This window comes from Spongiivirga citrea, from assembly GCF_010671565.1.
Classification (GTDB): Bacteria; Bacteroidota; Bacteroidia; order Flavobacteriales; family Flavobacteriaceae; genus Spongiivirga; species Spongiivirga citrea.
Window position 1 is genome coordinate 195,016 of the sequence record NZ_JAABOQ010000001.1, and the last position, 23,978, is coordinate 218,993.

18 protein-coding genes are annotated in these 23,978 nt (G+C 36.3%); 12 read left to right on the forward strand and 6 right to left on the reverse strand.

Annotation, left to right across the window (positions count from 1 at the left end):
- Window positions 1-47 precede the first annotated feature (47 nt).
- Both GWK10_RS00915 and GWK10_RS00920 read left to right on the forward strand, forming a co-directional pair.
- Entirely contained in the window at window positions 48-1,223 is a 1,176-nt protein-coding gene (locus GWK10_RS00915; RefSeq protein ID WP_164029019.1) for an acetyl-CoA C-acyltransferase, read from the forward strand.
- 17 nt (window positions 1,224-1,240) lie between these two features.
- The gene (locus GWK10_RS00920) at window positions 1,241-1,990 is read left to right on the forward strand and encodes a C40 family peptidase (RefSeq protein WP_164029020.1); all 750 of its coding nucleotides are present in this window, start codon (window positions 1,241-1,243) and stop codon (window positions 1,988-1,990) included.
- 100 nt (window positions 1,991-2,090) lie between these two features.
- Here GWK10_RS00920 and GWK10_RS00925 read toward each other — a convergent pair whose 3' ends face one another.
- Together GWK10_RS00925 and gyrA are read right to left on the reverse strand one after the other, a co-directional pair.
- Entirely contained in the window at window positions 2,091-3,371 is a 1,281-nt protein-coding gene (locus GWK10_RS00925) for a tetratricopeptide repeat protein (RefSeq protein WP_164029021.1), read from the reverse strand.
- A gap of 22 nt (window positions 3,372-3,393) precedes the next feature.
- The gene (gyrA, locus tag GWK10_RS00930; RefSeq protein ID WP_164029022.1) at window positions 3,394-5,949 is read right to left on the reverse strand and encodes a DNA gyrase subunit A; all 2,556 of its coding nucleotides are present in this window, start codon (window positions 5,947-5,949) and stop codon (window positions 3,394-3,396) included.
- A 262-nt stretch (window positions 5,950-6,211) separates the two neighbouring features.
- Here gyrA and GWK10_RS00935 point away from each other — a divergent pair, with 262 nt between their 5' ends.
- The 3 genes from GWK10_RS00935 to GWK10_RS00945 all read left to right on the forward strand — a co-directional run bounded on the left by GWK10_RS00935 (window position 6,212) and on the right by GWK10_RS00945 (window position 10,701).
- The gene (locus GWK10_RS00935; protein ID WP_164029538.1) at window positions 6,212-8,752 is read left to right on the forward strand and encodes an ATP-dependent Clp protease ATP-binding subunit; all 2,541 of its coding nucleotides are present in this window, start codon (window positions 6,212-6,214) and stop codon (window positions 8,750-8,752) included.
- Window positions 8,753-8,843: 91 nt separating this feature from the next.
- A complete protein-coding gene (locus tag GWK10_RS00940) occupies window positions 8,844-9,644 on the forward strand; it encodes a hypothetical protein (protein ID WP_164029023.1) in 801 nt (266 codons plus the stop codon).
- Between the two features lie 115 nt (window positions 9,645-9,759).
- A complete protein-coding gene (locus GWK10_RS00945) occupies window positions 9,760-10,701 on the forward strand; it encodes a LysR family transcriptional regulator (protein ID WP_164029024.1) in 942 nt (313 codons plus the stop codon).
- Between the two features lie 42 nt (window positions 10,702-10,743).
- On the opposite strand, the gene GWK10_RS00950 is transcribed toward GWK10_RS00945, so the two are convergent.
- Window positions 10,744-10,941, reverse strand: coding sequence for a hypothetical protein (locus GWK10_RS00950; RefSeq protein ID WP_164029025.1), 198 nt, complete (start codon window positions 10,939-10,941; stop codon window positions 10,744-10,746).
- A gap of 301 nt (window positions 10,942-11,242) precedes the next feature.
- Between GWK10_RS00950 and GWK10_RS00955 the strand changes: the two genes are divergently transcribed.
- Entirely contained in the window at window positions 11,243-12,523 is a 1,281-nt protein-coding gene (locus GWK10_RS00955) for a D-alanyl-D-alanine carboxypeptidase/D-alanyl-D-alanine-endopeptidase (RefSeq protein WP_164029026.1), read from the forward strand.
- A 4-nt stretch (window positions 12,524-12,527) separates the two neighbouring features.
- Here the strand turns inward: GWK10_RS00955 and GWK10_RS00960 are convergent, their stop codons facing one another.
- Window positions 12,528-13,049 (reverse strand): hypothetical protein, encoded by a 522-nt coding sequence (locus GWK10_RS00960; RefSeq protein ID WP_164029027.1) that lies wholly within the window; start codon window positions 13,047-13,049, stop codon window positions 12,528-12,530.
- Between the two features lie 187 nt (window positions 13,050-13,236).
- Here GWK10_RS00960 and GWK10_RS00965 point away from each other — a divergent pair, with 187 nt between their 5' ends.
- The 3 genes from GWK10_RS00965 to GWK10_RS00975 all read left to right on the forward strand — a co-directional run bounded on the left by GWK10_RS00965 (window position 13,237) and on the right by GWK10_RS00975 (window position 19,705).
- On the forward strand, window positions 13,237-14,652 hold the full coding sequence (locus GWK10_RS00965) for a helix-turn-helix domain-containing protein (protein ID WP_164029028.1): 1,416 nt from the start codon (window positions 13,237-13,239) through the stop codon (window positions 14,650-14,652).
- Window positions 14,653-14,911: 259 nt separating this feature from the next.
- Window positions 14,912-18,037, forward strand: coding sequence for a SusC/RagA family TonB-linked outer membrane protein (locus tag GWK10_RS00970; RefSeq protein WP_164029029.1), 3,126 nt, complete (start codon window positions 14,912-14,914; stop codon window positions 18,035-18,037).
- 24 nt (window positions 18,038-18,061) lie between these two features.
- Window positions 18,062-19,705: a RagB/SusD family nutrient uptake outer membrane protein gene (locus GWK10_RS00975; protein WP_164029030.1), complete on the forward strand. Its 1,644-nt coding sequence runs from the start codon at window positions 18,062-18,064 to the stop codon at window positions 19,703-19,705.
- Window positions 19,706-19,940: 235 nt separating this feature from the next.
- Here the strand turns inward: GWK10_RS00975 and GWK10_RS00980 are convergent, their stop codons facing one another.
- Window positions 19,941-20,720 (reverse strand): alpha/beta fold hydrolase, encoded by a 780-nt coding sequence (locus GWK10_RS00980; RefSeq protein WP_164029031.1) that lies wholly within the window; start codon window positions 20,718-20,720, stop codon window positions 19,941-19,943.
- A 183-nt stretch (window positions 20,721-20,903) separates the two neighbouring features.
- On the opposite strand from GWK10_RS00980, the gene GWK10_RS00985 reads away from it, so the two are divergent.
- From GWK10_RS00985 to GWK10_RS00995, 3 genes are all read left to right on the forward strand, one after another.
- A complete protein-coding gene (locus GWK10_RS00985) occupies window positions 20,904-21,083 on the forward strand; it encodes a Lacal_2735 family protein (protein WP_164029032.1) in 180 nt (59 codons plus the stop codon).
- A gap of 73 nt (window positions 21,084-21,156) precedes the next feature.
- Complete coding sequence (locus GWK10_RS00990) at window positions 21,157-22,902, forward strand: T9SS type B sorting domain-containing protein (RefSeq protein ID WP_164029033.1); 1,746 nt, start codon at window positions 21,157-21,159, stop codon at window positions 22,900-22,902.
- 90 nt (window positions 22,903-22,992) lie between these two features.
- Window positions 22,993-23,208 (forward strand): hypothetical protein, encoded by a 216-nt coding sequence (locus GWK10_RS00995; protein ID WP_164029034.1) that lies wholly within the window; start codon window positions 22,993-22,995, stop codon window positions 23,206-23,208.
- On the opposite strand, the gene GWK10_RS01000 is transcribed toward GWK10_RS00995, so the two are convergent.
- Window positions 23,198-23,977, reverse strand: a complete 780-nt coding sequence (locus tag GWK10_RS01000) for an ABC transporter substrate-binding protein (RefSeq protein WP_164029035.1) — start codon at window positions 23,975-23,977, stop codon at window positions 23,198-23,200. The two genes, GWK10_RS00995 and GWK10_RS01000, sit on opposite strands and share 11 nt — an antisense overlap.
- Window position 23,978 lies beyond the last annotated feature (1 nt).

Here is a 23,978-nt window from a genome sequence, read left to right on the forward strand (position 1 = left end):
AATCTTACCTTTTTTACTTAAATTCGCAGCACTTAAACACACACATCATGAGTAAGAAAGTTGTTATTGTTAGCGCTGTAAGAACTCCTATCGGGAGCTTTCTTGGAAGCCTATCTACTATACCAGCACCAAAGCTAGGTGCTACTGCAATTAAAGCTGCTTTATCGCGTATTAATCTAGACCCAACAAAAGTTGACGAGGTTTTAATGGGAAATGTGGTTCAAGCGGGAACAGGACAGGCTCCTGCAAAACAAGCGGCAATTTATGCTGGTATTCCTGATACAGTTCCGTGTACAGCGATTAATAAAGTATGTGCTTCGGGTATGAAAGCGGTGATGCAAGGTGCACAGGCAATTGCATTGGGTGATGCTGAGATTGTTGTAGCTGGTGGTATGGAAAATATGAGTTTGATTCCACATTACATTCATTCGCGTGTTGGTAATAAGTTTGGTCCGATAACAATGATCGATGGAATGCAGAAAGATGGGTTGGTAGATGCCTATGATCAAAATGCAATGGGAGTTTGTGGAGATCTTTGTGCTGCAGAGCACGATTTTAGTAGAGAAGATCAGGATGCATATGCAATTCAGTCTTACACCAGATCGGCAGCTGCTTGGGACGCCGGAAAGTTTGATGATGAAGTAGTTCCCGTAGAAGTACCTCAGCGAAGAGGTGAGCCAAAAATTGTCAATAGAGATGAAGAATATACTAATGTGAAAATGGATAAAATTCCTGCTTTGCGTCCAGCATTTTCTAAAGATGGAACGGTAACGGCTGCAAATGCATCGACTATTAATGATGGTGCTGGTGCAGTAGTACTAATGAGTGAAGACAAAGCGAAAGAGCTTGGTTTAACTCCGCTTGCAACAATTAAAAGTTATGCTGATGCTGCTCAGGAGCCAAAATGGTTTACCACAGCGCCAGCAAAAGCCTTACCAAAAGCATTGTCAAAAGCCAATGTTAGTATTGATGATGTCGACTATTTCGAGTTCAACGAGGCTTTTTCCGTGGTAGGTTTAGCCAATATGAAGTTATTAGGACTAACAGATGAAAATGTAAACGTCAACGGTGGTGCTGTTTCTTTAGGACATCCACTTGGCTGTTCTGGCGTTCGAATATTAATCACCTTAATTAATGTATTAAAACAAAATGATGCCAAACTTGGTGCTGCAGCCATCTGTAATGGTGGTGGTGGTGCATCGGCAATTGTTATTGAACGCTAATTAAGAGCGTATCCTTTATGCAATACGGTATTTGTAATCTTGGTGTTGTCCCTTTACGATCGGAACCTCGTGATGCTAGCGAGCAGGTTTCGCAAGTGCTGTATGGTGAATTATTTAAGGTTTTGGAGCAGCGAAAAAAGTGGAGTCGTATTCGACTTGCTTTTGATAAATATGAAGGCTGGATTGATAACAAGCAGTATGTTGAGATTGAAGAAGACCAGTACAACAAATTAGTAGCTGACCAGCAAGAATTATCATCAGACCTTATCGATTTTGTATCAGACCACAATAAGCAGTTATTGCCAATTCCCTTAGGAAGTTGTATTAGTAATCACGACACCTTCGACCACGAATTTGAAGGGAATAGTATCTCCGGTAAAAACGAAAAAGAAGCTCTTATAAAAACGGCGTTTCTATATTTAAACACTCCATATTTGTGGGGTGGAAAAACTCCTTTTGGTATTGATTGTAGTGGTTTTACACAGATGGTTTACAAGCTAAATGGCTATGAGTTACTTCGAGATGCTTCACAACAGGCAACACAAGGCGAAGCTTTAAGTTTTATAGAGGAAAGTGAGCCGGGAGATCTAGCATTTTTTGATAACGAAGAAGGTGTAATCACACATGTTGGCATTATTATGAAGGATAATTATATTATTCATGCCCATGGTAAGGTTCGTATTGACAGAATTGATCATACGGGAATTTTCAATTTAGATTCGAAAAAACACTCGCATAAATTGCGTGTTATTAAGAAGATCATTTAAGGTCGTAATTATTGTAAAAAATATAATTTAATTATGAGCACAAAAAAATCCGGATGCTTTAACATCCGGATTTTTTTTATTTTATCGCGATAATCCGAAATTATTCGCCTCCTTCTAATGTTGCTAATTTCGCTTTCATTTCACGGAATTTCTCGATGTTGTCTAATGTACCATAAATGTTCATTAGTGTTTTTGTAGCATCAATATCCTTTGGCTTTAATTCCAATACCTTCTCTAAGTAAGGAACTGCATCACGATAAAGACCTTCACGTTGCTTACGCAAATTTTCGTATTTAGCATTGTCTGCTCTAGAAGTTCCAAGACTATTCATTTCGTCAACAATCTTACCTTCTCCACCTAATAGCAAGGCAGCTAAATTTAAGTAAGCAGCCGAATAGTCAGGATCTAACTCAACTGTTTTTTCATACAGTTCTTTCGCTTTTGCTGTATCACCTTGATCAGCAGTAATAACTCCAAGATTAAAGTAAAGAACAGGGTTGTTAGGGTCTTTCTGGATAGCTTCTTCCATTAACTCTTTAAACTTGTCCTTTTTATCTACCTTAATATAAAAGTTAGCTTCAGTTAACAATAAATCCATATCATCAGGATTTGCAGCGCGCGCTTCTTTTACAGCTTCGATCGCCTTGTCTATATTTCCTTGATCAGAATAAATTAATGCGATATTTTTTACGATCTCTGGAAGTCTAGAATCACTTTTAGCAGTTCTAAAATCTTTATAATCTTTTGATTTCTTGTAGAACTTCCAAGTAGTCTCATCCAATTCCTGCTCATTTCCACTGGCAACCTCAGTAGCAAAGTACTTGGTAGTAACACCTGTGTAACCAAGTTCTTTTAATTCTAAATAATACTTTAATGCAGAATCATAATCTTTACCATTCACTGCGCTATTTGCAGCGAAATAAAGATAATCTTGTTGTGTATTATCTAACTGATAAGCCATGTATAGCTTTTTAGCTGCATCGTCAAATTTCTTGGCTCCATTTGCTGCCACTGCGGCATTCACTAAATCTGCACTAATATTGGTAAGCATTGGCCCAGCTTCCGAAGAGTATTTTGACTTACCAGTCTCTTTTTCAAAAGCGATCAATTCTTGAAAAGACTTTACTGCTGTTTCATACGCAGCATCATCTTTAGAAGCTTTCGCTTTTTGCTGATATATTTTTCCTTTCAAAAAATATAATTTCGCCTTCGTCTTGGCATCCGCACTACCTATTAAACCATATGCAGCATCAATTGCTGTTGTTGCCTCATCAAGCTTGCTAGCTTTAAGCGCTTTTTCAGCAGCTTTAACTTCGTTTTTTTGTGCTAAGGCTACAGATCCGACTAACACGGCCGCAGCTACTAAAAACGTTTTTTTCATTTTAAAATAATTTAATTCTTACTTATTGTTGTTGTTCGTCAGTGTCATTATCAAGAGTTGTGCCATCTTCATTTTGACCCTCGTTTGATGTAGTATCCGCTTCGCTATTTTCATCTAGTTCAGTTTCTTCTACATCGTCTTCGTCATGCATTACTTTTGCTACTGCGGCAATGGTATCATTACCTTTAAGATTAATAAGTCGTACCCCTTGCGTTGCACGTCCCATAACTCTTAAGCTTTCAATAGCCAAACGTATTGCTATACCTGATCTGTTGATAATCATAAGATCATCAGAATCAGTTACATTTTTAATGGCGACTAAGTTACCAGTTTTTTCGGTAACTGAAATGGTTTTTACTCCTTTTCCACCTCTGTTAGTTATGCGATAATCCTCTAAACTCGAACGTTTTCCATAACCATTTTCGGATACAACAAGAATATTGCTCTCCATATCATCAACAGCAATCATACCGATAACCTCGTCCTTATCAGAAGCTAAGGTTATACCACGCACACCAGCGGCACCCCTACCCATCGGTCTGGTTTTAGCTTCTTCAAAACGAATTGCCTTACCAGATTTAAGAGCTAGCATTACCTGACTTTCACCTGTTGTTAATTTAGCTTCTAGTAACTCATCACCATCTTTAATAGTAATAGCGTTAATACCGTTTGATCTAGGTCTAGAGTATTGCTCTAATGAAGTTTTCTTAACCTGACCTTTCTTGGTCGCCATTATTACATAGTGATTGTTGATGTATTCCTCATCTTTTAGATCCTGAGTACAGATGAATGCTTTCACCTTGTCATCTTGCTCAATGTTAATCAGATTCTGAATCGCGCGACCTTTTGATGTTCTGCTTCCTTCAGGAATTTCATAAACACGCATCCAGAAGCATTTCCCTTTTTGAGTGAAGAATAACATATATTGATGATTGGTACCAACAAATAAATGTTCCAAGAAATCCTCATTCCTAGTAGTTGATGCTTTTTGACCAACTCCTCCTCTATTTTGCTTTTTATATTCAGTTAACGAGGTGCGTTTGATATAACCAGCATGCGAAATAGTAATTACTACTTTTTCATCTGGAATCATATCTTCGATACTCAAATCACCACCAGCATATTCTATTCGTGAACGACGCTCATCACCATACTTATCTTTTACAACAAGTAATTCATCTTTGATGATCTCCATTCTACGCTCTTTTCTTGCAAGAATATCTTTTAAGTCTTCGATGGTTTTCATCAAATCATCATACTCCGCACGAAGTTTATCTTGTTCAAGACCTGTAAGCTGTCTCAATCGCATTTCTACAATTGCCTTAGCCTGAATTTCGCTTAGCTCAAACGCTTTTATTAATGCTGCACGTGCTTCATCTGCATTTGCCGATGCACGAATTAATCTAATTACCTCGTCAATATTATCAGAAGCAATAATTAAACCTTCAACTATATGAGCACGCTCCTCAGCTTTTCGCAGTTCGTATTTAGTTCTTCTAGTTACAACCTCATGTCTATGCTCCACGAAATGGTGAATCATGTCTTTTACATTCAGCATTTCTGGGCGCCCATTTACTAAGGCGATATTATTTACGCTAAATGATGATTGAAGCGCTGTATACTTATATAATGTATTTAATACAATGTTGGGTATTGCATCTCTTTTCAGTGTATAAACGATGCGCATCCCATTACGATCAGACTCATCGCGGATGGAAGAAATTCCATCAATCTTTTTATCATTAATCAAGTCGGCAGTTTTCTTGATCATGTCCGCCTTATTTACCTGATATGGTATTTCGTCAACAATGATATGCTCTCGCCCTTTAATCTCTTCAAAAGAAGCTTTTGCTCTCATTACAACGCGACCTCGGCCTGTTTTAAGAGCTTCACGAACGCCATCATAACCATAAATAATCCCACCAGTTGGAAAATCGGGTGCTTTAATATGTTCGATTAATTCGTCAATCTCAATATCGTTATTTTCAATATAAGCGATAGTACCATCTACAACCTCTGAAAGATTGTGTGGAGGCATATTTGTCGCCATACCAACAGCAATACCTGAAGCACCGTTTACTAATAATCCAGGAATACGGGTTGGTAAAACAGTAGGTTCTTTTAAGGTATCATCAAAGTTTAGAGCATGGTCGACTGTCTCTTTGTCAATATCTGCCAACATGTCTTCTGATATCTTCCGCATTCGTGCTTCAGTATATCGCATTGCAGCAGGGCTATCGCCATCGACAGATCCGAAGTTTCCTTGCCCATCAACGAGCATATAACGTAAACTCCATTCCTGTGCCATACGCACCATGGTATCATAAACAGAAGTATCGCCGTGTGGGTGATATTTACCTAATACCTCACCAACAATTCTTGCCGATTTTTTATAAGCACTATTAGCACGCACACCAAGCTCGTACATTCCAAACAAAACCCTTCTGTGAACAGGTTTTAAACCATCACGAACATCTGGTAGGGCACGTGATACTATAACCGACATCGAGTAGTCGATGTAGGCCGATTTCATCTCATCTTCTATGTTGATAGGAATTAACTTTTCTCCTTCAGCCATGCACTCAAATTTTTAAAATTTATAGTATATACAATAAGGGCAATATACGTATTTAGACTGCTTACCTAAAAGAATCGTAACCTAAAATTTACAACGACTTATTAACAAAAATTAAGGCAATTAAAGTTTATAAGAAGGGTGTTAAATGTTTTGATTTTAAAGGTATTTTTTGTCTATTTACTTGACCTAACCTAAGAAGGGTATGGTTTTTGACTATACGACTTTATATTTTGTATTTTTAAAGAACAAGGAGGAGGATCTTATGGATGATAATTTTTCACCGAGAGTAAAAGATGTAATTGCTTATAGTAAGGAAGAAGCCCTGCGGTTAGGCCACGATTTTATAGGAACAGAGCATTTAATGTTAGGTTTATTACGCGATGGTAGTGGTAAAGCTATTAATATTTTAAATGCCTTAGATATTGATTTAAATCACCTGCGACGTAAAGTAGAAATTTTGAGTCCTGCGAACCCGAATGTGACTGTTGGCAATGACAAAAAAAACCTGCATTTAACACGACAAGCAGAACGTGCTTTAAAAACTACCTTTTTAGAGGCCAAGTTGTTTCAAAGTACGTCTATTAATACTGCGCATTTACTTCTTTGCATTTTGCGCAATGAAAACGACCCAACCACCAAACTCTTGAATAAACTAAAAGTAGATTATGATGGGGTTAAAGAACAATTTAAACTTATGATCACTAGTGACGATGACTATATAGATATACCGAAGGCTGAATCCTTCTCTGAAGAAGGTTCGTCTGAAGAATCAAAGGACAACCCTTTTAATAGTCCTGGAGGTAAAACGAACAAAAAATCAAAGACTCCAGTATTGGATAATTTTGGGCGAGATTTAACTTCCTTTGCTGAAGAAGGTAAACTCGATCCTGTTGTCGGGCGTGAAAAAGAAATTCAACGTGTATCTCAAATTCTGAGCCGTCGTAAAAAGAATAATCCGTTATTGATAGGTGAACCAGGTGTCGGTAAATCTGCAATCGCTGAAGGATTAGCATTACGTATTATTCAAAAAAAGGTATCAAGAATTCTATACAACAAGCGTGTTGTGACACTTGATCTTGCCAGTTTAGTGGCAGGAACGAAATATCGAGGTCAGTTTGAGGAACGGATGAAAGCCGTGATGAACGAGCTCGAAAAAAATGATGATATCATCTTATTTATTGATGAAATACATACGATTGTTGGTGCAGGAGGAGCAACAGGAAGTCTAGATGCTTCAAATATGTTTAAACCGGCACTTGCCCGAGGAGAAATTCAATGTATTGGTGCTACAACTTTAGATGAATATAGACAGTATATCGAAAAAGATGGTGCATTAGAACGTCGTTTTCAAAAAGTAATGGTCGAGCCTACTACTGTTGAGGAAACGGTTGAAATTCTAAATAATATAAAAGAAAAATATCAAGAACACCATAACGTAGAATATACCGATGCTGCTATTGAGGCATGTGTGAAGTTGACAAATCGTTATATGACCGATCGTTTTCTACCAGACAAGGCTATTGATGCCTTAGACGAAGCTGGATCTCGCGTACATATTACCAATATTGATGTACCCAAGCAGATTCTAGATTTAGAAAAACGCCTAGAAGAAGTTCGTGAGAATAAGAATTCTGTAGTTAAAAAACAGAAATATGAAGAGGCCGCCAAGCTACGTGATGATGAAAAGCGTATCGAAAAAGATTTAGCAGTAGCGCAAGAAAAATGGGAGGAAGAATCAAAACTACATCGCGAATTAGTTACTGAAGATAATGTAGCTGATGTGGTGTCGATGATGACTGGAGTTCCAGTAAATAGAATTGCACAGACGGAAAGTAATAAGTTGGCTGAATTGCCTCAACTTATAAAAGGCAAGGTAATAGGTCAAGATGATGCTGTTGCGAAAGTTGTAAAAGCTATTCAGCGTAACCGAGCAGGATTGAAAGATCCTAACAAACCTATTGGTTCATTTATTTTCCTAGGCCAAACTGGTGTTGGAAAAACCCAACTTGCAAAGGTACTAGCTAAAGAACTTTTCGATAGTGAAGAGTCTTTAATACGTATTGATATGAGTGAATATATGGAAAAATTTTCCATCTCTCGCCTTGTCGGTGCACCTCCAGGATATGTTGGTTATGAAGAAGGTGGACAGTTGACCGAAAAGGTTCGTAGAAAGCCATATTCAGTAGTGCTTTTAGATGAAATTGAAAAAGCTCATCCTGACGTATTCAATATGATGTTGCAAGTATTAGATGATGGATATTTGACGGATAGTCTAGGTCGAAAGATCGATTTTAGAAATACGATTATTATCATGACATCTAATATAGGTGCCAGAAAATTAAAAGACTTCGGACAGGGTGTTGGTTTTGGTACTTCTGCTAGAAAACAACAAGCAGATACAAATGCAAAGGCAATTATTGAAAATGCGCTTAAAAAAGCATTCGCACCTGAGTTTTTAAATAGAATTGATGATGTTGTAGTCTTCAATGCCCTAGAGCGCGAAGATATCCACTTGATCATTGATATTGAATTAGAAAAACTGTTTAAACGCATTCAAGATATTGGCTACAACCTGAGTCTAAGTAAAGAGGCTAAGGATTACATAGCCGAAAAAGGGTTTGACAAGCAATACGGTGCTAGACCTCTTAAGCGTGCAATTCAAAAATATATAGAAGATGCGTTAGCTGAGGAGATTATCACCTCTAAAATTGCTGAAGGTGATCAGATTCACATGGAACTTGATAAAGACAGTGAAGAATTGACAATAAAAATAAAGAAGGCTGAGAAATCAGCAGAATCGTAAATAAATTTTAGACAACCTTGTAAAACTTCATCCTTTTAACAATGGATGAAGTTTTTTTGTATCTTTAAAATACTACTAGCAACAATCAAAAATGAGTAAAAGCGAATTTTTGGAGTTCGACTTCGGCCAAGTCAGCATCTTCAACGACCATATTATTGTGGTTATGGATGAAGACAGCACTGTGCAAAATGAACTTGTTCCTATTTTACAAGATATCGCAGACACATACTTTAAAAATAAACCATTCGTATACATAGCAAATCGTATTAATAATTATGCGGTAGATCCTTTAATTTATAAAGCAGTATCCAAAATCAATAACTTGGTTGGGTTTGCTGTAGTATCTAAAAGTCCTAATGCACAGAATCAAATTAGTATTGAGTCCCGGTTTTATGACAAGGAGTTCAAGCAATTTAAGGAACTTCAACAGGCGGTAGCCTGGGCGTCTGATTACACAAGAAGCATCAAGTCTAATTCTAAATATCCAACATTAAGTGATTTTGAACCTACTCTTATCGAAATTGATATTTGTAGCATACAAGTTTACAAATCGTATTCAATAGTAAACATTAAAGAAGGTGCTACAGTAAAACCAGGTGACGAAGCAATTTTTAAAAGGCTAATTGCGGAATACTACGGTGATAAACCTTTTGTCTATATCTCTCATCGCGTACACTCCTATGCAATCGATCCTATCATTTATAAAGAGATTTCCAAGATTGAGACTTTATTAGGTTATGCCGTTGTGGACGAAAAATCTAAAATGTACAGCAGCGCTCAGGTAGAAAAACTCTTTTACGATAAAGCATTTGAAATTTTCAACGACTTGGATGAGGCCAAAGAATGGGCAAAAAAAATGCTCAATGACGACTTTACGCCTAATCTTTGCTAGGTCGGTAGTAAAAGTATAGCTTAGGATAAAACTACTTCCAAAGCATTTTCAAAAAGTTAAAAAGCTAGTGTTAGAAGCTATAATTAATTAACTTTACATCAATAAAATCTATTGAATGACTATCACGCAACTTAAATATGTGCTGGCGGTAGCTGAGCACCAAAACTTCACTAAAGCTGCCGAAAAATCTTTTGTAACACAGCCTACATTAAGTATGCAAATTCAAAAGCTAGAAGATGAGTTGGACATCTTGATTTTCGACCGCAGCAAAAAGCCCATCCAACTAACCGATATCGGGCTTAAAATTGTCAACCAAGCAAGAAATATTGTTAATGAGGCAGATAGAATTCAGGATATAGTAGACCAACAAAAAGGATTTATTGGTGGTGAGTTTAAATTGGGGATTATCCCAACGGTAACGCCTACTCTACTACCAATGTTTTTAAATAATTTCATTAAAAAATATACGAAGGTTAACCTTAAAATAGAAGAGTTAACGACGGAAACAATCATTGAAAAATTAGTCGATGGCCATTTAGATGCCGCTATTGCAGCCACTCCATTAGAGAATGAGCTTATTAAAAAAAGAGTCCTATACTATGAACCTTTTGTGGGATATATCAACGAAAATGATAAATTATTCAATAACAAATCGCTCACCATTGAAGATATCGATATTGATGATATGTTATTGTTAGATGACGGTCATTGTTTTAAAAATAGTGTTATTAATTTGTGTCGTGTAGCCAACCCAGCAGAGCGAAATAGTTTTCAGTTAGAGAGCGGGAGTTTTGAAACCTTAATCAAATTAGCTAACGAGGGCCTAGGCATGACGCTTCTACCCTATTTACATACACTCGACCTCAAAAATGCCGAAGAAAAATACCTTCGCGAATTTGAAGACCCCAAACCAGCACGAGAAATCAGTTTGATCTTCCATAAATCGGAGCTTAAAATGCAAATTATAGAAGCCTTACAACAAACAATTTCTGGAGTTATCAAAGGAGCTATTGCCTTTCAGAATGTAGAAATTATAAGCCCTATAGCAAACAAATAATGTCAAAAAAAAAGTCCACTTATAAAAGTGGACTGGTTAATATTAATTTTTTAAGTAGACTAAACAAGGTTCTAATTCTGGTTGTATTAGCACCAGTTGCCGAACCCAAATTTTTAGTTCATCTACTTCATGAGGCAACAATCGTTTCATAGCTTTTTTCAATTCGCGTGCAAATAAAGTAATATCAAAACTTACACGTTGCAGTACATTTTTAGAGTACTCAAACATTGCTCTCGCCATAATTTTAGTTTAATTTTTATTGATTTGGTCTTCTATAAAGATAACGATAATTCGGTATTTTTATTAAACAGATAGCTGTTAAACTTGTTTAAATATTCATTAAAACGGATAAACTACTCAAAACCAAATAACTAGTTATGTGTTTTATTTTTTTGTCCCGTAAATTGAGTAATACCTTACTTTATATACTCTAGATTTAAGAAAAATTATGATTTTCTCACCCAGACATCCCGTCTAATTGCAGCCCACCCGTTCAAGTTTTTTCATTTTTGTTTAACTTCATCTCAAATTAGATTGGTATATGAATCGTTTATTTTGGATTGCTTTAAGTGTATTTCTTTTATTCAATTCATGCGCATCTACCAATCGTATTGCTAAGCCTCGGCAAATAGAAAAATTCTTCTCACAGCCTTTTTATAAAAATCAATTTACAGGGTTTAAACTTTTCGACCCTCAGACTAAGAAAACAATAAAGGGAATACATGCGAACAAGTATTTTATACCTGCTTCTAACGCAAAAATTGTCACACTGCTTAGCGCATTAAAAACTTTGAATGATTCTGTTGTCGGACTAAAGTATTTAAAGCAAAATGACACCTTATACATAAAAGGAACAGGAGACCCTAGCTTATTACATCCCTATTTTAAAGACAGTACCGTTATTCACTTTCTTAAAAATGTGAGTATGCCCATTGTTTTGCAAACCGGGCATTATGATGATCAGCCTTACGGACCAGGTTGGGCATGGGAAGATTTTGACACTTATTTTTCTCCGGAAAAAAGCGCTTTACCTATCTATGGCAATGTATTGAGTATTCATAATGAAAATGATAGTCTAAAAATTGCTCCTAAAAGTTTTAAAGATGCTATTAGTTTTGAAAAAACAAGATTTAAACGAGAAAGACTTAAAAACAGTTTCAGTTTTGTAAAACCAACTCAAGATACATTACAGATCCCATTTATTACTAGTGATAGTCTAACTAGCAGATTACTTTCCAATGCAATTGAAAAAGAAATTATACTACAAGATTCTATTAAAACAGGAATATATCGAAAGTTATTTACTGTGAAAACAGATAGCCTGCTCGCTAGAATGATGATCGAAAGTGACAATTTTATTGCAGAACAACTCTTACTACTTTCTTCTGATGCACTAACAGATAGCCTAAATAGCGGTAAAGCCAGAAAACATATACTCGAAACTCATTCTCAGCTGTTCGGCAAAGTCCCTCGTTGGGTTGACGGATCGGGTTTATCTAGATACAACCTAATGAGTCCCGACCAGTTAGTAAATGTATTAAATGAGTTGTATAATGTAGTAGATCGCAATCGCCTTTTTGCTTTGTTCCCTAAGGCTGGAATTAATGGTACTTTAAAAACATACGGTCAAGCTGAAGGAGATCCGTTTATTATTGCCAAATCGGGTTCATTTGGTAATACCTATAATCTAAGTGGATATTTAAAAACAAAATCAGGAAAAGTGCTCATTTTTAGTTTTATGAACAATCACTATCAACAACCATCTTCCTCAATAAAAAATAAAATATACGAGTTGTTAAAAGCAATTAGAAATGAATACTAATATACTATTCATTAATTGGTGTATATGTTCCTTTGAATAAAGTAGAAAGTACTTTATCATTATGAATTACCTCCCAAAGCTGTAAAACGGTTCCATCGTTTTTCTTTGTCCAAGTGATTCGATTCTTGACCAGTTTTCCCTCTTTATTTTTTTGTTCTTCCGATTCTAGAATCATTTTATTATTGGCATAATTACCCACTAGTTTTAGAACTCCACCCTGATTGTCTAACCATAATTGATTCCATTTCTTGGTGTTAGCATCATAATAATTATAGCTCGTACCTGTATAACCAGCAGTCGCACTTGTCCACTCTTCACGAAGAATACAATTATCCTGAATTTTTGAAATAGTATTTACTCCAGCTTCACTTCCATCAGCATTCGTTACTTGCCATTTACCTAACCAGAAATCAAAAGCTGAATGATTTTCGGTACAGCAATTACAAGGTGTTTTGGCTTGACCAGTAATTATACCCGATGATAAAATAGATACAGTTAGTGATAGAAATAGTACAATTTTCTTCATAAAATTTGCTTAATCCTCAATATTAAAACATTCATTTTTAGGTTTATTGATTGCTAATCTTAAAACTATCATAAAAAAGGGGTAAACTTTTATCGGTGTTTACTTATAGTAAGGTGACTCGCAAAAAAAATCGTAATTTAATGAAGCTTTAGGAAATCAAATCACTAAGCAGGCTAATTCGATCCTAATGTTCATCAACCAAAAAATAGCATTCACCACGCTATATCTATGTTGTTTATGCATATGTAATGCATCAGTTTCGCCGCTAAAAGGTATTAAGGTACCCGATCGTAGCGAACAGTCTGTTGCGCTTCAAAAAAAGAAAGCCTTAGATTATGCAAAGCAAGGAGAAGCAGAAAGAGCAGTAGAATACACAAAGTTGTACGTAAAGGCAACAACAGATTTATCTATTATTAACGATCATCTTTTCGATTCAATTAAAACATCAGCTAGCTACATTAGCTTCAAGGAAAAGTACACTCCGAAAATAGACTTCTGGAATTTGATCTATTTTTTTGTTGGTATACTGGGCATTTTTGCTGGTATTTTCATTCATTTTAAAAAGAAAACGGATCCAATTAGTGTATTGCTAATAAGTTTGTTTGTTATTTTTCATTCCATTTTTCTATTGCACATCAATATACATTTAAGTCAACTTCAATATACTCTTCCGCATACCTTATTTATTTCAACGACACTTTCGTTTCTATACGGACCATTAATTTATTTCTATGTTAAAAGAACTAGTTTTAGATATAAGTTTAAATGGATTGATTTACTGCATTTAGTACCATCCTTTATTTTACTTAGCTATATCATGCCATACTATGCCATGAGTGGAATTGAAAAATTTAATGTCTTATTCGCTGGTGATGCATTTTTATTACCAGGAGCATACACTATCATAACGGCAAAAATCGTTTCTCTTGCTACCTACGGATACTTCACATTGAAAGTATATCTAAAAGAGAAAAAGGAAAATCCTGAAACTCCTAAAAACGTTCTTGTTTGGCAACGAAACATCATTTTTATATTTAGTTTTTATGTCGTTTCCTATGTAGTGTATGCTGGTGCTTTAACCAAAATTATAAGCTTTGCACCTATTGGTCATATACAATTGATCATTATGATGACACTTATTTTTTATGTGGTCTATATCGCCTATGTACAGCCGGACGCTTTTAGCGGTAAAATTCAATTAAATGACCCTAAGAATTTATTTAAGTATAAAAAATCGGGGCTTACACCATCCTATTCAATAGAACTTAAAGAACGACTTTTGTTTTTATTAAACGATGAAAAAGTTTACAGGAGAAATGATATTTGTCTTGATTGGATTGCCCATAAACTAGGGACTAATCGACATAGTGCATCTCAGGTGATCAACGAACATTTTAATATGAACTTCTTTGAATTGATCAACAATTTTAGAATCCAGGAAGCCATAGAGTTGTTGAAAAACAATGTTCACAACAACTTAAATATTATTGATATCGCTTACGAAGTCGGCTTTAATAACAAAGTCACTTTCAATAAGTCGTTTAAAAAAGTGACCTCTTGCACTCCTTCAAAATATCTAGAGTCACAAATGGTTCCGCTATAGCGTAAATCACAAGTAACTATTTATCGGGATTGGTAAACTATTACAGGTCTTACCCAAAAAATTCATAGTCTAGTCTTTCTTTAATCTGCAATTGCTTCAGGGCAGAGCAGTTTAGAATATTTATTTACTATCTGAAAATCCCACTAAACCTTGTTTAAATTTTTTAGAAGTAATTATTCGAATTAGCCATCGCATTCTTACTGCCTGCCTTTTTTCCAATTGCACTGACTCAAATAATTATAAACAAATTCTAATTTTTATGAAAGTGAAAAATTATTTTGTACTGTTGGTGTTTTTGGTGTTTGGTACATCATCATTAATAGCGCAACAACAAACAGTAACAGGAAAAGTGATAACTTCCGATGACGGAGTTCCATTACCTGGTGTAAGTATTGTGATCCAAGGCACATCCCGGGGAACACAGACTGATTTTGATGGAAATTATTCAATTTCCGCCTCTCCAACTGAATCTTTAGTATTCTCATATGTTGGATTTAAAACACAAGTAATTTTAGTAGGCAGCAGAACTGAAATTAACGTGACCTTAGAAACAGATACCGAGCAGCTAGACGAAGTCGTAGTTGTTGCTTACGGTACAACTACCAAAGAGGCCTTTACTGGTTCAGCTAGTGTAATTGGCTCAAAAGATTTAGAAATAAGAAATGTTACATCACCTATTGCTGCTATTGAAGGTAGAGCTACTGGAGTTCAGTTTACATCTCCTGCCGGACCAGGTGCATCACCAGGTATTGTAATACGCGGGGTAGGAACACTTAACGGGAGTACAGATCCATTATTTATTGTTGACGGTATTCAATATGAAGGTGCCTTAAATACTATTAACCAAGAGGACATTGAATCGTTTACTATCCTTAAAGACGCTGCCTCTACATCTTTATATGGATCGAGAGCTGCGAACGGGGTAGTAATCATTACAACAAAGAGTGGTACTAAAGGAGACATCCGGGTTAATGCATCTATGCAATATGGCTTGGTATCAACCGGAATACCTTTTTATGATGAAGTGAGCCCAGGTGAATATTACGAGGTAATGTGGGAAGCCTTAAAAAATTCTAGCGCTGGTGCAGGTGATCCTGCTTTCGCCTCAGCCAACATTTACAATAGTTTAGGATATAATCCATTTAATGTACCTAATGATCAAATTGTTGGTACAGATGGTCGGCTAAATCCCAATGCTCAGGTAATCTACCAAAGCTTAGACTGGTATAATGTATTCGAACGAACTGGCGTGAGACAAAACTATAATGTGAATGTTGCTGGTGGTGGAGAAAATCACAAGGTATTCTTCTCAGCCTCATACCTAGACGAGGAAAGTTTTATAGTTACTTCGGGGTTCGACCGTTTAACAACAAGGCTCAATGCAGAATTTGATGTAAATGACAATGTTACAATTGGTGGTAGTGCTAATGTTACTATAACAGAAACTACAGCGCCTAGTTCCGCAGGAGCAGGAAGTATTGTAAACCCTTTTAGGTTTTCTAAAAATATAGGTCCTATCTATCCTGTTTATGTCAATGATCTTCAAGGAAATCTTGTTCGAGATGTTTTTGGAAATCTTGTTTTTGATAATGGTGAAGGTTTTTCTGAGTTCAATATTGGTTCAAGACCAGTTAACCAGGGTAGACATGCATTGCAGGAGTTATTTTTAAACGATGAGCGAAATAGAGATAACACCTACGGATTCAGGTTCTTTGGCGATGTGAAACTTCTAGACGGACTTAGACTTCGATTAAATTACGGTAGAGACATTAACGAGCGTATACAAAAGCAGTATGAAAATGCAATTATTGGCGATGCCCAACCTGATGGTAGATATGGAGAGGTTAGGTTTAGAAGACAGATAGAAAACTTCAATCAAATTTTGACGTACAATAAAAGTTTCGGCAATCATAATCTAGACTTTACAGCTGGTCATGAAAGTTTTAATTGGCAATTTTCTAGTAATAATGGGCTAGCGACGGTGCAAGCTGCAAATGGTATCTTTGAATTTGATAATTTCTCGAACATTGTAAGCCTTGGCGGATCATCCTTAAGAAAGGCCATCGAAGGGTATTTCTTAAGAACCAACTATAATTTTGACAGCAAGTATTATTTAAGTGCATCTGTTAGAAGAGATGGTTCATCAGTTTTCAACCGTGATACAAGATGGGGTACGTTTTATTCAGTCGGTGGTTCATGGAGAATTGATCAGGAGAAGTTTATGGAAAGTGCCGACTTTATTAATTCTTTAAAACTTAGATCCTCTTGGGGTGAGGTAGGAAATGATAATTTAAATGATTTCTTCCTTTCGCAAGCTAGATTTTCTATTACTTCTAATGCAGCAAGTCCCGCAATTATATTTACTGACATCGGTAATTCCACCTTACAATGGGAAACCATTGAGAATTTTGATGTAGCACTAGAATTTGCTTTGTTCGATAATTTCTTAGAAGGATCAGTTGAGTATTACAAAAGAAATTCTTCTGACCTGCTTTATAATTTACCTATCGCACCTAGCAATGGTTTAAATGAAGTTCCAACAAATGTAGGAGACATGTTCAATTCTGGATGGGAAGTAGCATTAACAGCAAATCTTATTCGTCGAGATGATTTCAATTGGAATGTAACCTTACAAGCTTCTACATTTAAGAATGAAATTACAAGCTTGCCAGATCCTTTTATTTTCAACCAACAACGTTGGGCAGAAGGTCGTTCGCGATTTGATTTCTTTCTCCTTAGAACTGCTGGGGTAGATCCAGCTAATGGCGACCAGCTATTCTTGCAATATGAATTAAATGAAGATGGCGAAAGCGTTCCAGTATTGGACGCTAATGGCGAAATTGCTACCACTAACGATTGGCAAGCTACCGAGCGTGCTTATACAGGGGATAGTTCTATTCCTGATCTTTTAGGATCAGTTGCCACAGGTCTTAGTTATAAAGGATTCACTTTAGATATTCTTGTTAACTATGGTATTGGTGGTAAATTCTTAGATTTTGGGTATGCAGAAATCATGCATGCTGGAACTTTCGGACAGTCATTACACCCAGATATTCTAAATGCGTGGAGACAGCCTGGAGATATTACCAATGTCCCTCGTTTAGAAGCCGGAAATCCCAACTTAGTAAGACAAGCTTCTGAAAGATTTTTGACAGACGCCTCATTTTGGACGCTTAGAAACGTGAATCTAGGTTATAATTTTGACAAGGGAATTGCCGAACAACTTGGCCTAGATAACTTAAGACTTTCAATATCAGGTGAAAACTTATATCTAAAAAGTAAAAGAACAGGTGCTAATCCTCAATTTAATTTAGCGGGGACACCTGAAGGTGACACTTTTAATCCGTCAAGAATTATTTCAATGGGTTTAAATATAGGATTTTAGTAAAATAGCAAAGGAAAAAATATTATGATAAAAAATATAAAACTTATGTTGTTCGTAGTCCTAGGGATTGCAATAACATCATGTGAAGAAGATTTCTTGGAAACAACACCCACAGATGCTATTTCTGCTTCTGACGCTTTGGCAAACGAAGAGAATATGCAGCTGGTTTTAAATGGTTTACACAGAGGCTTGTATTCTCAATCTCAAACGATTTTCCCAGGCGGAAATACAGCAAGAGCAGGCAACCATTATTGGGTGCCACTAGGGGATAATTTAAGTGGTGAACTAATACATTCAGCCAATGCCAACAACTTAGGATGGCGAGATGAGATGCAGTGGAATTCACACACCCTGCCTACATCATTAACGAATAGAATTTTATGGTACCACCGTTATAATATTATTGCGGGAGCCAATCTACTAATTAATAGAGTTAATGATGGTACTTTAACACAATCGGAGAAATTAAATGAAATACTTGGACAAGCCCATACGTATAGAGCTTATGCATATCTTTCATTGGTACAACATTACGGAAGAGGTTACCTAATTGGTAACCCGGCATCAGATCCTGGTGTACCAATATTATTTTCTTCAGAAGCTCCTTTTACAAGTGAGCCAAGGTCAACAGTGCAACAGATTTATGATCAAATTGAAGCTGATCTTAATGCAGCAATAGCCGCTTTTGAAAACGCAACCTCTAGACCAGGAGGTGGCGCAGCTGCCAAATCGCAACTAAATATCGATGTAGCATATGGGCTTATGGCGAGAATGGCATTGTCTAAAGGTGATTGGCAAACTGCAGCTGATGCTGCCATACGAGCGCGTCAAGATTATCCGATAATGAATGAGGCCGATTGGAAATCTGGATTCAATACCAATGAACTTCCCGAAGTTATTTGGGGTAGCAACGTCATCGCTGCCGAAACCACTTTCTTCCGTTCTTACTTTTATTTAATGAGTAACACATTCAACGGAAGTCAAATTAGAAATAATCCTAAGATTGCGGATAGAAGATTGGTTGATGCAATTCCGGATACTGATTACAGAAAAGATGTCTTCATAATAGGTGCACCAAACACCAATACCTCAGCAGCGAATGGACAAGGAGGTTTTGGTAACGATCCTAACTTCACAGATGAAGCTGTTTTCGATGCTGCTGTAGATTCGTTAAATGCTGTATACGGTATTACTACAAGGTTTAACTTACACCCATACATGCACTTCAAGATGAAGAATGCAAATCCGGGTTCTATTGATCCTGATGATGTGATCTATATGCGTTCATCAGAGATGTATTTAATTGAAGCGGAAGCTAAAGCCATGATGGGTGATATCGCTGGCGCACAAGCAGCTCTCGATCCGCTAGGTTCTGAACGGGATAGTGCTTACGATTCATCCGTATTTAACACGCAAGAATTGTTAATGGAGCACATCAAGTTTCAAAGACGTTTAGAGTTATGGGGAGAAGGATTTGGCTATACTGATAAAATTCGTTGGGATGAAGGCATTGATCATGCTGCCGACGGAGGTTCAGGTGCATCAGCAGTACTTTACCAAGAAGCTTATCAACAAGATAGACCATCAATTAATGATGATTGGATTTTCAAAATTCCACAAGCAGAAATTGATGCAAATCCTAATATCGGACCTGGAGATCAAAATTAAATTGGGTTTGGTTTGATTACGCAATCATAACAATCCAATAAAGGAAAACTAATTTTGGTTATTTAGTTTTTAAGGTGAGGTGTCATTTACAATGTAAATGGCGCCTCTTTTTATTGAATAGCACCCGTTATTCATTTTAAAAAAGAACATGAAAATTCATCAACCTTCTGTTTTTAGCTTATAACTAAGATTAAAGGGAATACTCAAAATGTGTGATAGAGGTGACGCAAAAAAATTAAACTCCTGATAAGAATTTAATCGTCTCCTTATTGAAAAAATCAGGCTGCTCGACATTAACAACATGTCCACAGTTCGGGACAACGCATAAAGACGAAAACGCATGTGCATCAACTACCTTTCTAACCGATGGTAAAAACATATAGTCTTCCTCTCCCATTACATAGTAAGTAGGGATTTTTAATTCAACCTGCCTAAAGAACCGAAGTAGAGGATTGATTTCTGCTGTCAACTTAAACCAACGAATAAACTCTTTTTGGTATAATTTTTTAGCCTCACGTATAAAAAGCGAGCGCGATTCTTTGTGATTCTTGTTCGGCATGATTATAAAAGCAAAAAACTTGTACAACCATAAATAAGGAATCAATGACTTAAATACAATACCTACCCGCATTAAAATCTGCGAACGTATATTGAGCTTCATAATCGCTCCACCCATAATCATGCTCTTTACACGATGTGGATGTACCTCAGCAAGTTGACGAATAATGATAGTACCTAGAGAGATGCCAATAAAATGAGAATTTTTAATCTTTAGGTGGTCAATAACTTCTAAAATATCATCAGCTATAGATTGAAAAGTGTAACGTTTATCAAAAGCATCTTTTAGCGCTGCTTTCGAATTTCCGTGCCCCCTTAGGTCAAGTAATAAGATATTATAATGTGCCTTAAAAGCCCTTAATTGCTTATACCAAATGGTACTGCTCCCTCCTGCTCCATGAACAAAAGTAACCCAATCAGTCGATTGAGGGTTTTCGTATATCGTATAATTTAACAAGCAATTATTTTAATGGTCAAAGGTAGTTACAATAAAAGTCATTACCAACTGCTTCAATTTACAGGTTGTTAATTGAGAAGTTTAGAACAGTAAAACTTATTCTAACAAAAAAATTAACAACAAAATAAAGTGTTAATTATCAATTAATTAACTATATTTAAGTTCTACTAACCAGCTAAAATTATGAAACGTGTTGCCACCAAAATCCGACGTAAACTAAATCGAATTTCTATTGAAAAACGCTATCAAGAAATGATAGAAAAGGCTTATAATTTTCGACAGACAGATGCAGGCCTAAGTGACTTTTTTGAATATGAGGCGAATAAGCTTCTCGCAAAAATGCATCACCTAAAAGCGGAATAGAAAGTAAAAAACAAGTTAAAACTGAGTCTCTACTGTACACAGTGAACGGAAAACTATTATCTTGTTCGCAAGTATGAAACTTGGGCTAAAAAAGTACATTCCTTTTATTCTATTCTTTTGCTCGGCTGTTTTTCTTTCGGCCCAAGACTGTCCTACACCTATTTTTCCTTCAAATGGTGCGACCAATGTTCCAATCGACGCCACCATTAGTTGGACCCAGGAAGTTGGTGTAACGGGTTACATTATCTCATTAGGCACAACTCCTGGCGGAACCGATATTGTTGACAGACAACCTACTGGAAGCCAAACTATGTTTAGTCCGCAACTAGGTCTACCTCAAAACACTCAGGTATATGCCACAATTAGCCTGTTCTTTTTAAATAGACCCCAAATTGTTTGCGCTACTTATTCCTTTACCACAGAAGCAGTAACAAATGTTCCAGAATGTGCAACTTTAAGTAGCCCTCCAAATGGGGCAATGGGAATTAATATAGCTACCAATGTTTCCTGGAATTATGTTCTTGGAGCAACAGGATACTTTCTTACGCTTGAGACAATTCCTGGTACTGGTAACATAGCCAATAATATCGATGTAGGTAATGTATTATCATATAATCCTCCAGTAGATTTCCCAAATAACACGGAGATATTCGTTCGTATTACACCCTATAACGCCATAGGAAGTGCTATTAATTGTCAATCTGAATCATTTACGACCAGTATATTGGCAACACCTCCTACCTGCGCTGCCCTTATTAGTCCTGCCAATGGAGAAACTGATGTTCCCCTTACACCACTCATACAATGGGAGGATATAGCAGATGCTACTGGTTATCGCGTTTCAATAGGAAGTTCTCCCTTTGATAATGACATCTTAGATGAGGGAGTATTTACTGCCAATCAAACGTTGGTAATCGATTTTGAGCCTAATCGAACTTTTTATATCACTATCATACCTTTCAATGATGCAGGCGATGCAATAGGGTGCCAGCAACAGTCATTTTCTACCATACTCGGATGTGGACCATTTTTTGATCCTGTCACGAATGAATTAATTGATTTTAGACCTGAAATTGAGCCTTTTGATGCAATAGGAATTTGTAACGGCAATACGACAACAATAACGACAAATGATGTGGCTGACGGCTTTAGGTGGTTTAGCATAGATAACATTGGAAGAGAAACACTACTCTCAGAAGAAAACACAATAGAACTAACCGAAGAAGGAAACTACCGCTATGAAGCTTATAATGTTGTCGATGTTCCTTCTAATGGCACCACTACGGAGTGTATACGATCAAATAGCTTTACTGCTACATTCGGTTCAGAACCTGCTAATATTACCAATATTGAAACTGTCTTAGAACAAGGTTTATTCGATCTTACAATTCAAATATCGGGAACTGGTGACTATGAATTTTCTTTGGACAATATAGATGGTCCTTATCAGGATTCTAATGCTTTCTCAGGGGTAACTGCAGGACTTATAACTGTTTATGTTAGAGATAAAGGAGGTTGTGGTATAGTTGATAGAAGTATTCGCCTAGAACTGCCTAATGTTTTTCCAAAGTTTTTTACACCGAATGGAGATGGATTTAATGATACTTGGCAATATATACTTCCAGATACTGGAGATATTCCTATTAGAGTAATTCGCATTTATGACAGATTTGGTAGACTATTAAAGGAAATATCTCCGACTTCAGTGGGCTGGGATGGTTTCTTTTTAGGAAAACCACTTCCTTCCTCAGATTATTGGTATCAAGCTATTACTACTGACAATGATGTACTAAAAGGTCATTTTAGTCTCAAAAGGTAATTAACTACATTATTTACAATTATTTAACGTATTTACTACAACTATTGGCCTGCTTTTTGACGTACATATATTGATTTAAAACTTCAATCAATGAAAAAGTCACAATTATGCAGGGTGGGAGCTACAAAAGTAGCCAGCGACTTGGGTTGGCCATTGGCTGAGTTAAAGCGCAAATATCAATTATTTTGGGAGAAGTCATACAGCATGGAACAAACTGATGCTGGATTAAGTGATTTCTTTGCACACGAGGCAAATAAAATACTAAGGTCTTTAAAGAAATACGAATCGGCGACCTTTAGTATCTAAGGTTTTCAAAGTAATCAAAAGCTTTCAACAATCTCGAGCCATACCAAGAGAAATACTCCCCATCTACCAGTTCTACAGGTATATCTGTTTTTTCAGATAGTTCCCTAATATGTTTTTTTGAAAATGGAAAGGGTTCTGAAGACAAGAGAATTAATTCTGGTTTAGCTGTCCTCAAAAATTCATTTAAAACTACTTCAGGATAACGATCTTCAGTAGCGACATTTTCAAATTTATTGATCGATAACAAATGATTAATAAATGTGGTCTTACCTGCAAGCATCCAAGGATCTTTCCAAATAAAATAAGCCACCTTTTTTACTGGCCTTGTTCTTATTTGATCTTTTAATCTTCTAACGGCATCAGATATATTCTCTAAAAGTGAACTTGCATTTTCGACTGTGTCAAAAATTTCTCCATACTGTTGAATTAGATTCATTGTATCATCTAAATTTTGAACATCTGATACATGAACAGGAGCAATCTTCTCTAGCTCTTTGACCATAAATCTGTCATTCTCCTCTTTATTACAAAGAATGATATCTGGTCTTAAAGCCTTTATTTTATCAAAATGAACTTGTTTTGTCCCGCCAACAACAGCTTTTTCTTTTCGTAGTGAAACTGGATGAACACAAAATTTGGTAATACCTACTAGCTCTTTCTTTAGGCCTAAATCCCAAATCAATTCTGTCTGACTAGGAACTAACGAAACAATACGTTTTGGAGTAGAAGAAAGTTTAATACTGCGTTCAAGTTGGTCTACAATAGTCATC

Coding starts and splice junctions, on each gene's coding strand:
- GWK10_RS00915 (WP_164029019.1), top strand. CDS start 48: ATGAGTAAGAAAGTTGTTATTGTTAGCGCTGTAAGAACTCCTATCGGG.
- GWK10_RS00920 (WP_164029020.1), top strand. CDS start 1,241: ATGCAATACGGTATTTGTAATCTTGGTGTTGTCCCTTTACGATCGGAA.
- GWK10_RS00925 (WP_164029021.1), bottom strand. CDS start 3,371: ATGAAAAAAACGTTTTTAGTAGCTGCGGCCGTGTTAGTCGGATCTGTA.
- gyrA (WP_164029022.1), bottom strand. CDS start 5,949: ATGGCTGAAGGAGAAAAGTTAATTCCTATCAACATAGAAGATGAGATG.
- GWK10_RS00935 (WP_164029538.1), top strand. CDS start 6,212: ATGGATGATAATTTTTCACCGAGAGTAAAAGATGTAATTGCTTATAGT.
- GWK10_RS00940 (WP_164029023.1), top strand. CDS start 8,844: ATGAGTAAAAGCGAATTTTTGGAGTTCGACTTCGGCCAAGTCAGCATC.
- GWK10_RS00945 (WP_164029024.1), top strand. CDS start 9,760: ATGACTATCACGCAACTTAAATATGTGCTGGCGGTAGCTGAGCACCAA.
- GWK10_RS00950 (WP_164029025.1), bottom strand. CDS start 10,941: ATGGCGAGAGCAATGTTTGAGTACTCTAAAAATGTACTGCAACGTGTA.
- GWK10_RS00955 (WP_164029026.1), top strand. CDS start 11,243: ATGAATCGTTTATTTTGGATTGCTTTAAGTGTATTTCTTTTATTCAAT.
- GWK10_RS00960 (WP_164029027.1), bottom strand. CDS start 13,049: ATGAAGAAAATTGTACTATTTCTATCACTAACTGTATCTATTTTATCA.
- GWK10_RS00965 (WP_164029028.1), top strand. CDS start 13,237: ATGTTCATCAACCAAAAAATAGCATTCACCACGCTATATCTATGTTGT.
- GWK10_RS00970 (WP_164029029.1), top strand. CDS start 14,912: ATGAAAGTGAAAAATTATTTTGTACTGTTGGTGTTTTTGGTGTTTGGT.
- GWK10_RS00975 (WP_164029030.1), top strand. CDS start 18,062: ATGATAAAAAATATAAAACTTATGTTGTTCGTAGTCCTAGGGATTGCA.
- GWK10_RS00985 (WP_164029032.1), top strand. CDS start 20,904: ATGAAACGTGTTGCCACCAAAATCCGACGTAAACTAAATCGAATTTCT.
- GWK10_RS00990 (WP_164029033.1), top strand. CDS start 21,157: ATGAAACTTGGGCTAAAAAAGTACATTCCTTTTATTCTATTCTTTTGC.
- GWK10_RS00995 (WP_164029034.1), top strand. CDS start 22,993: ATGAAAAAGTCACAATTATGCAGGGTGGGAGCTACAAAAGTAGCCAGC.
- GWK10_RS01000 (WP_164029035.1), bottom strand. CDS start 23,977: ATGACTATTGTAGACCAACTTGAACGCAGTATTAAACTTTCTTCTACT.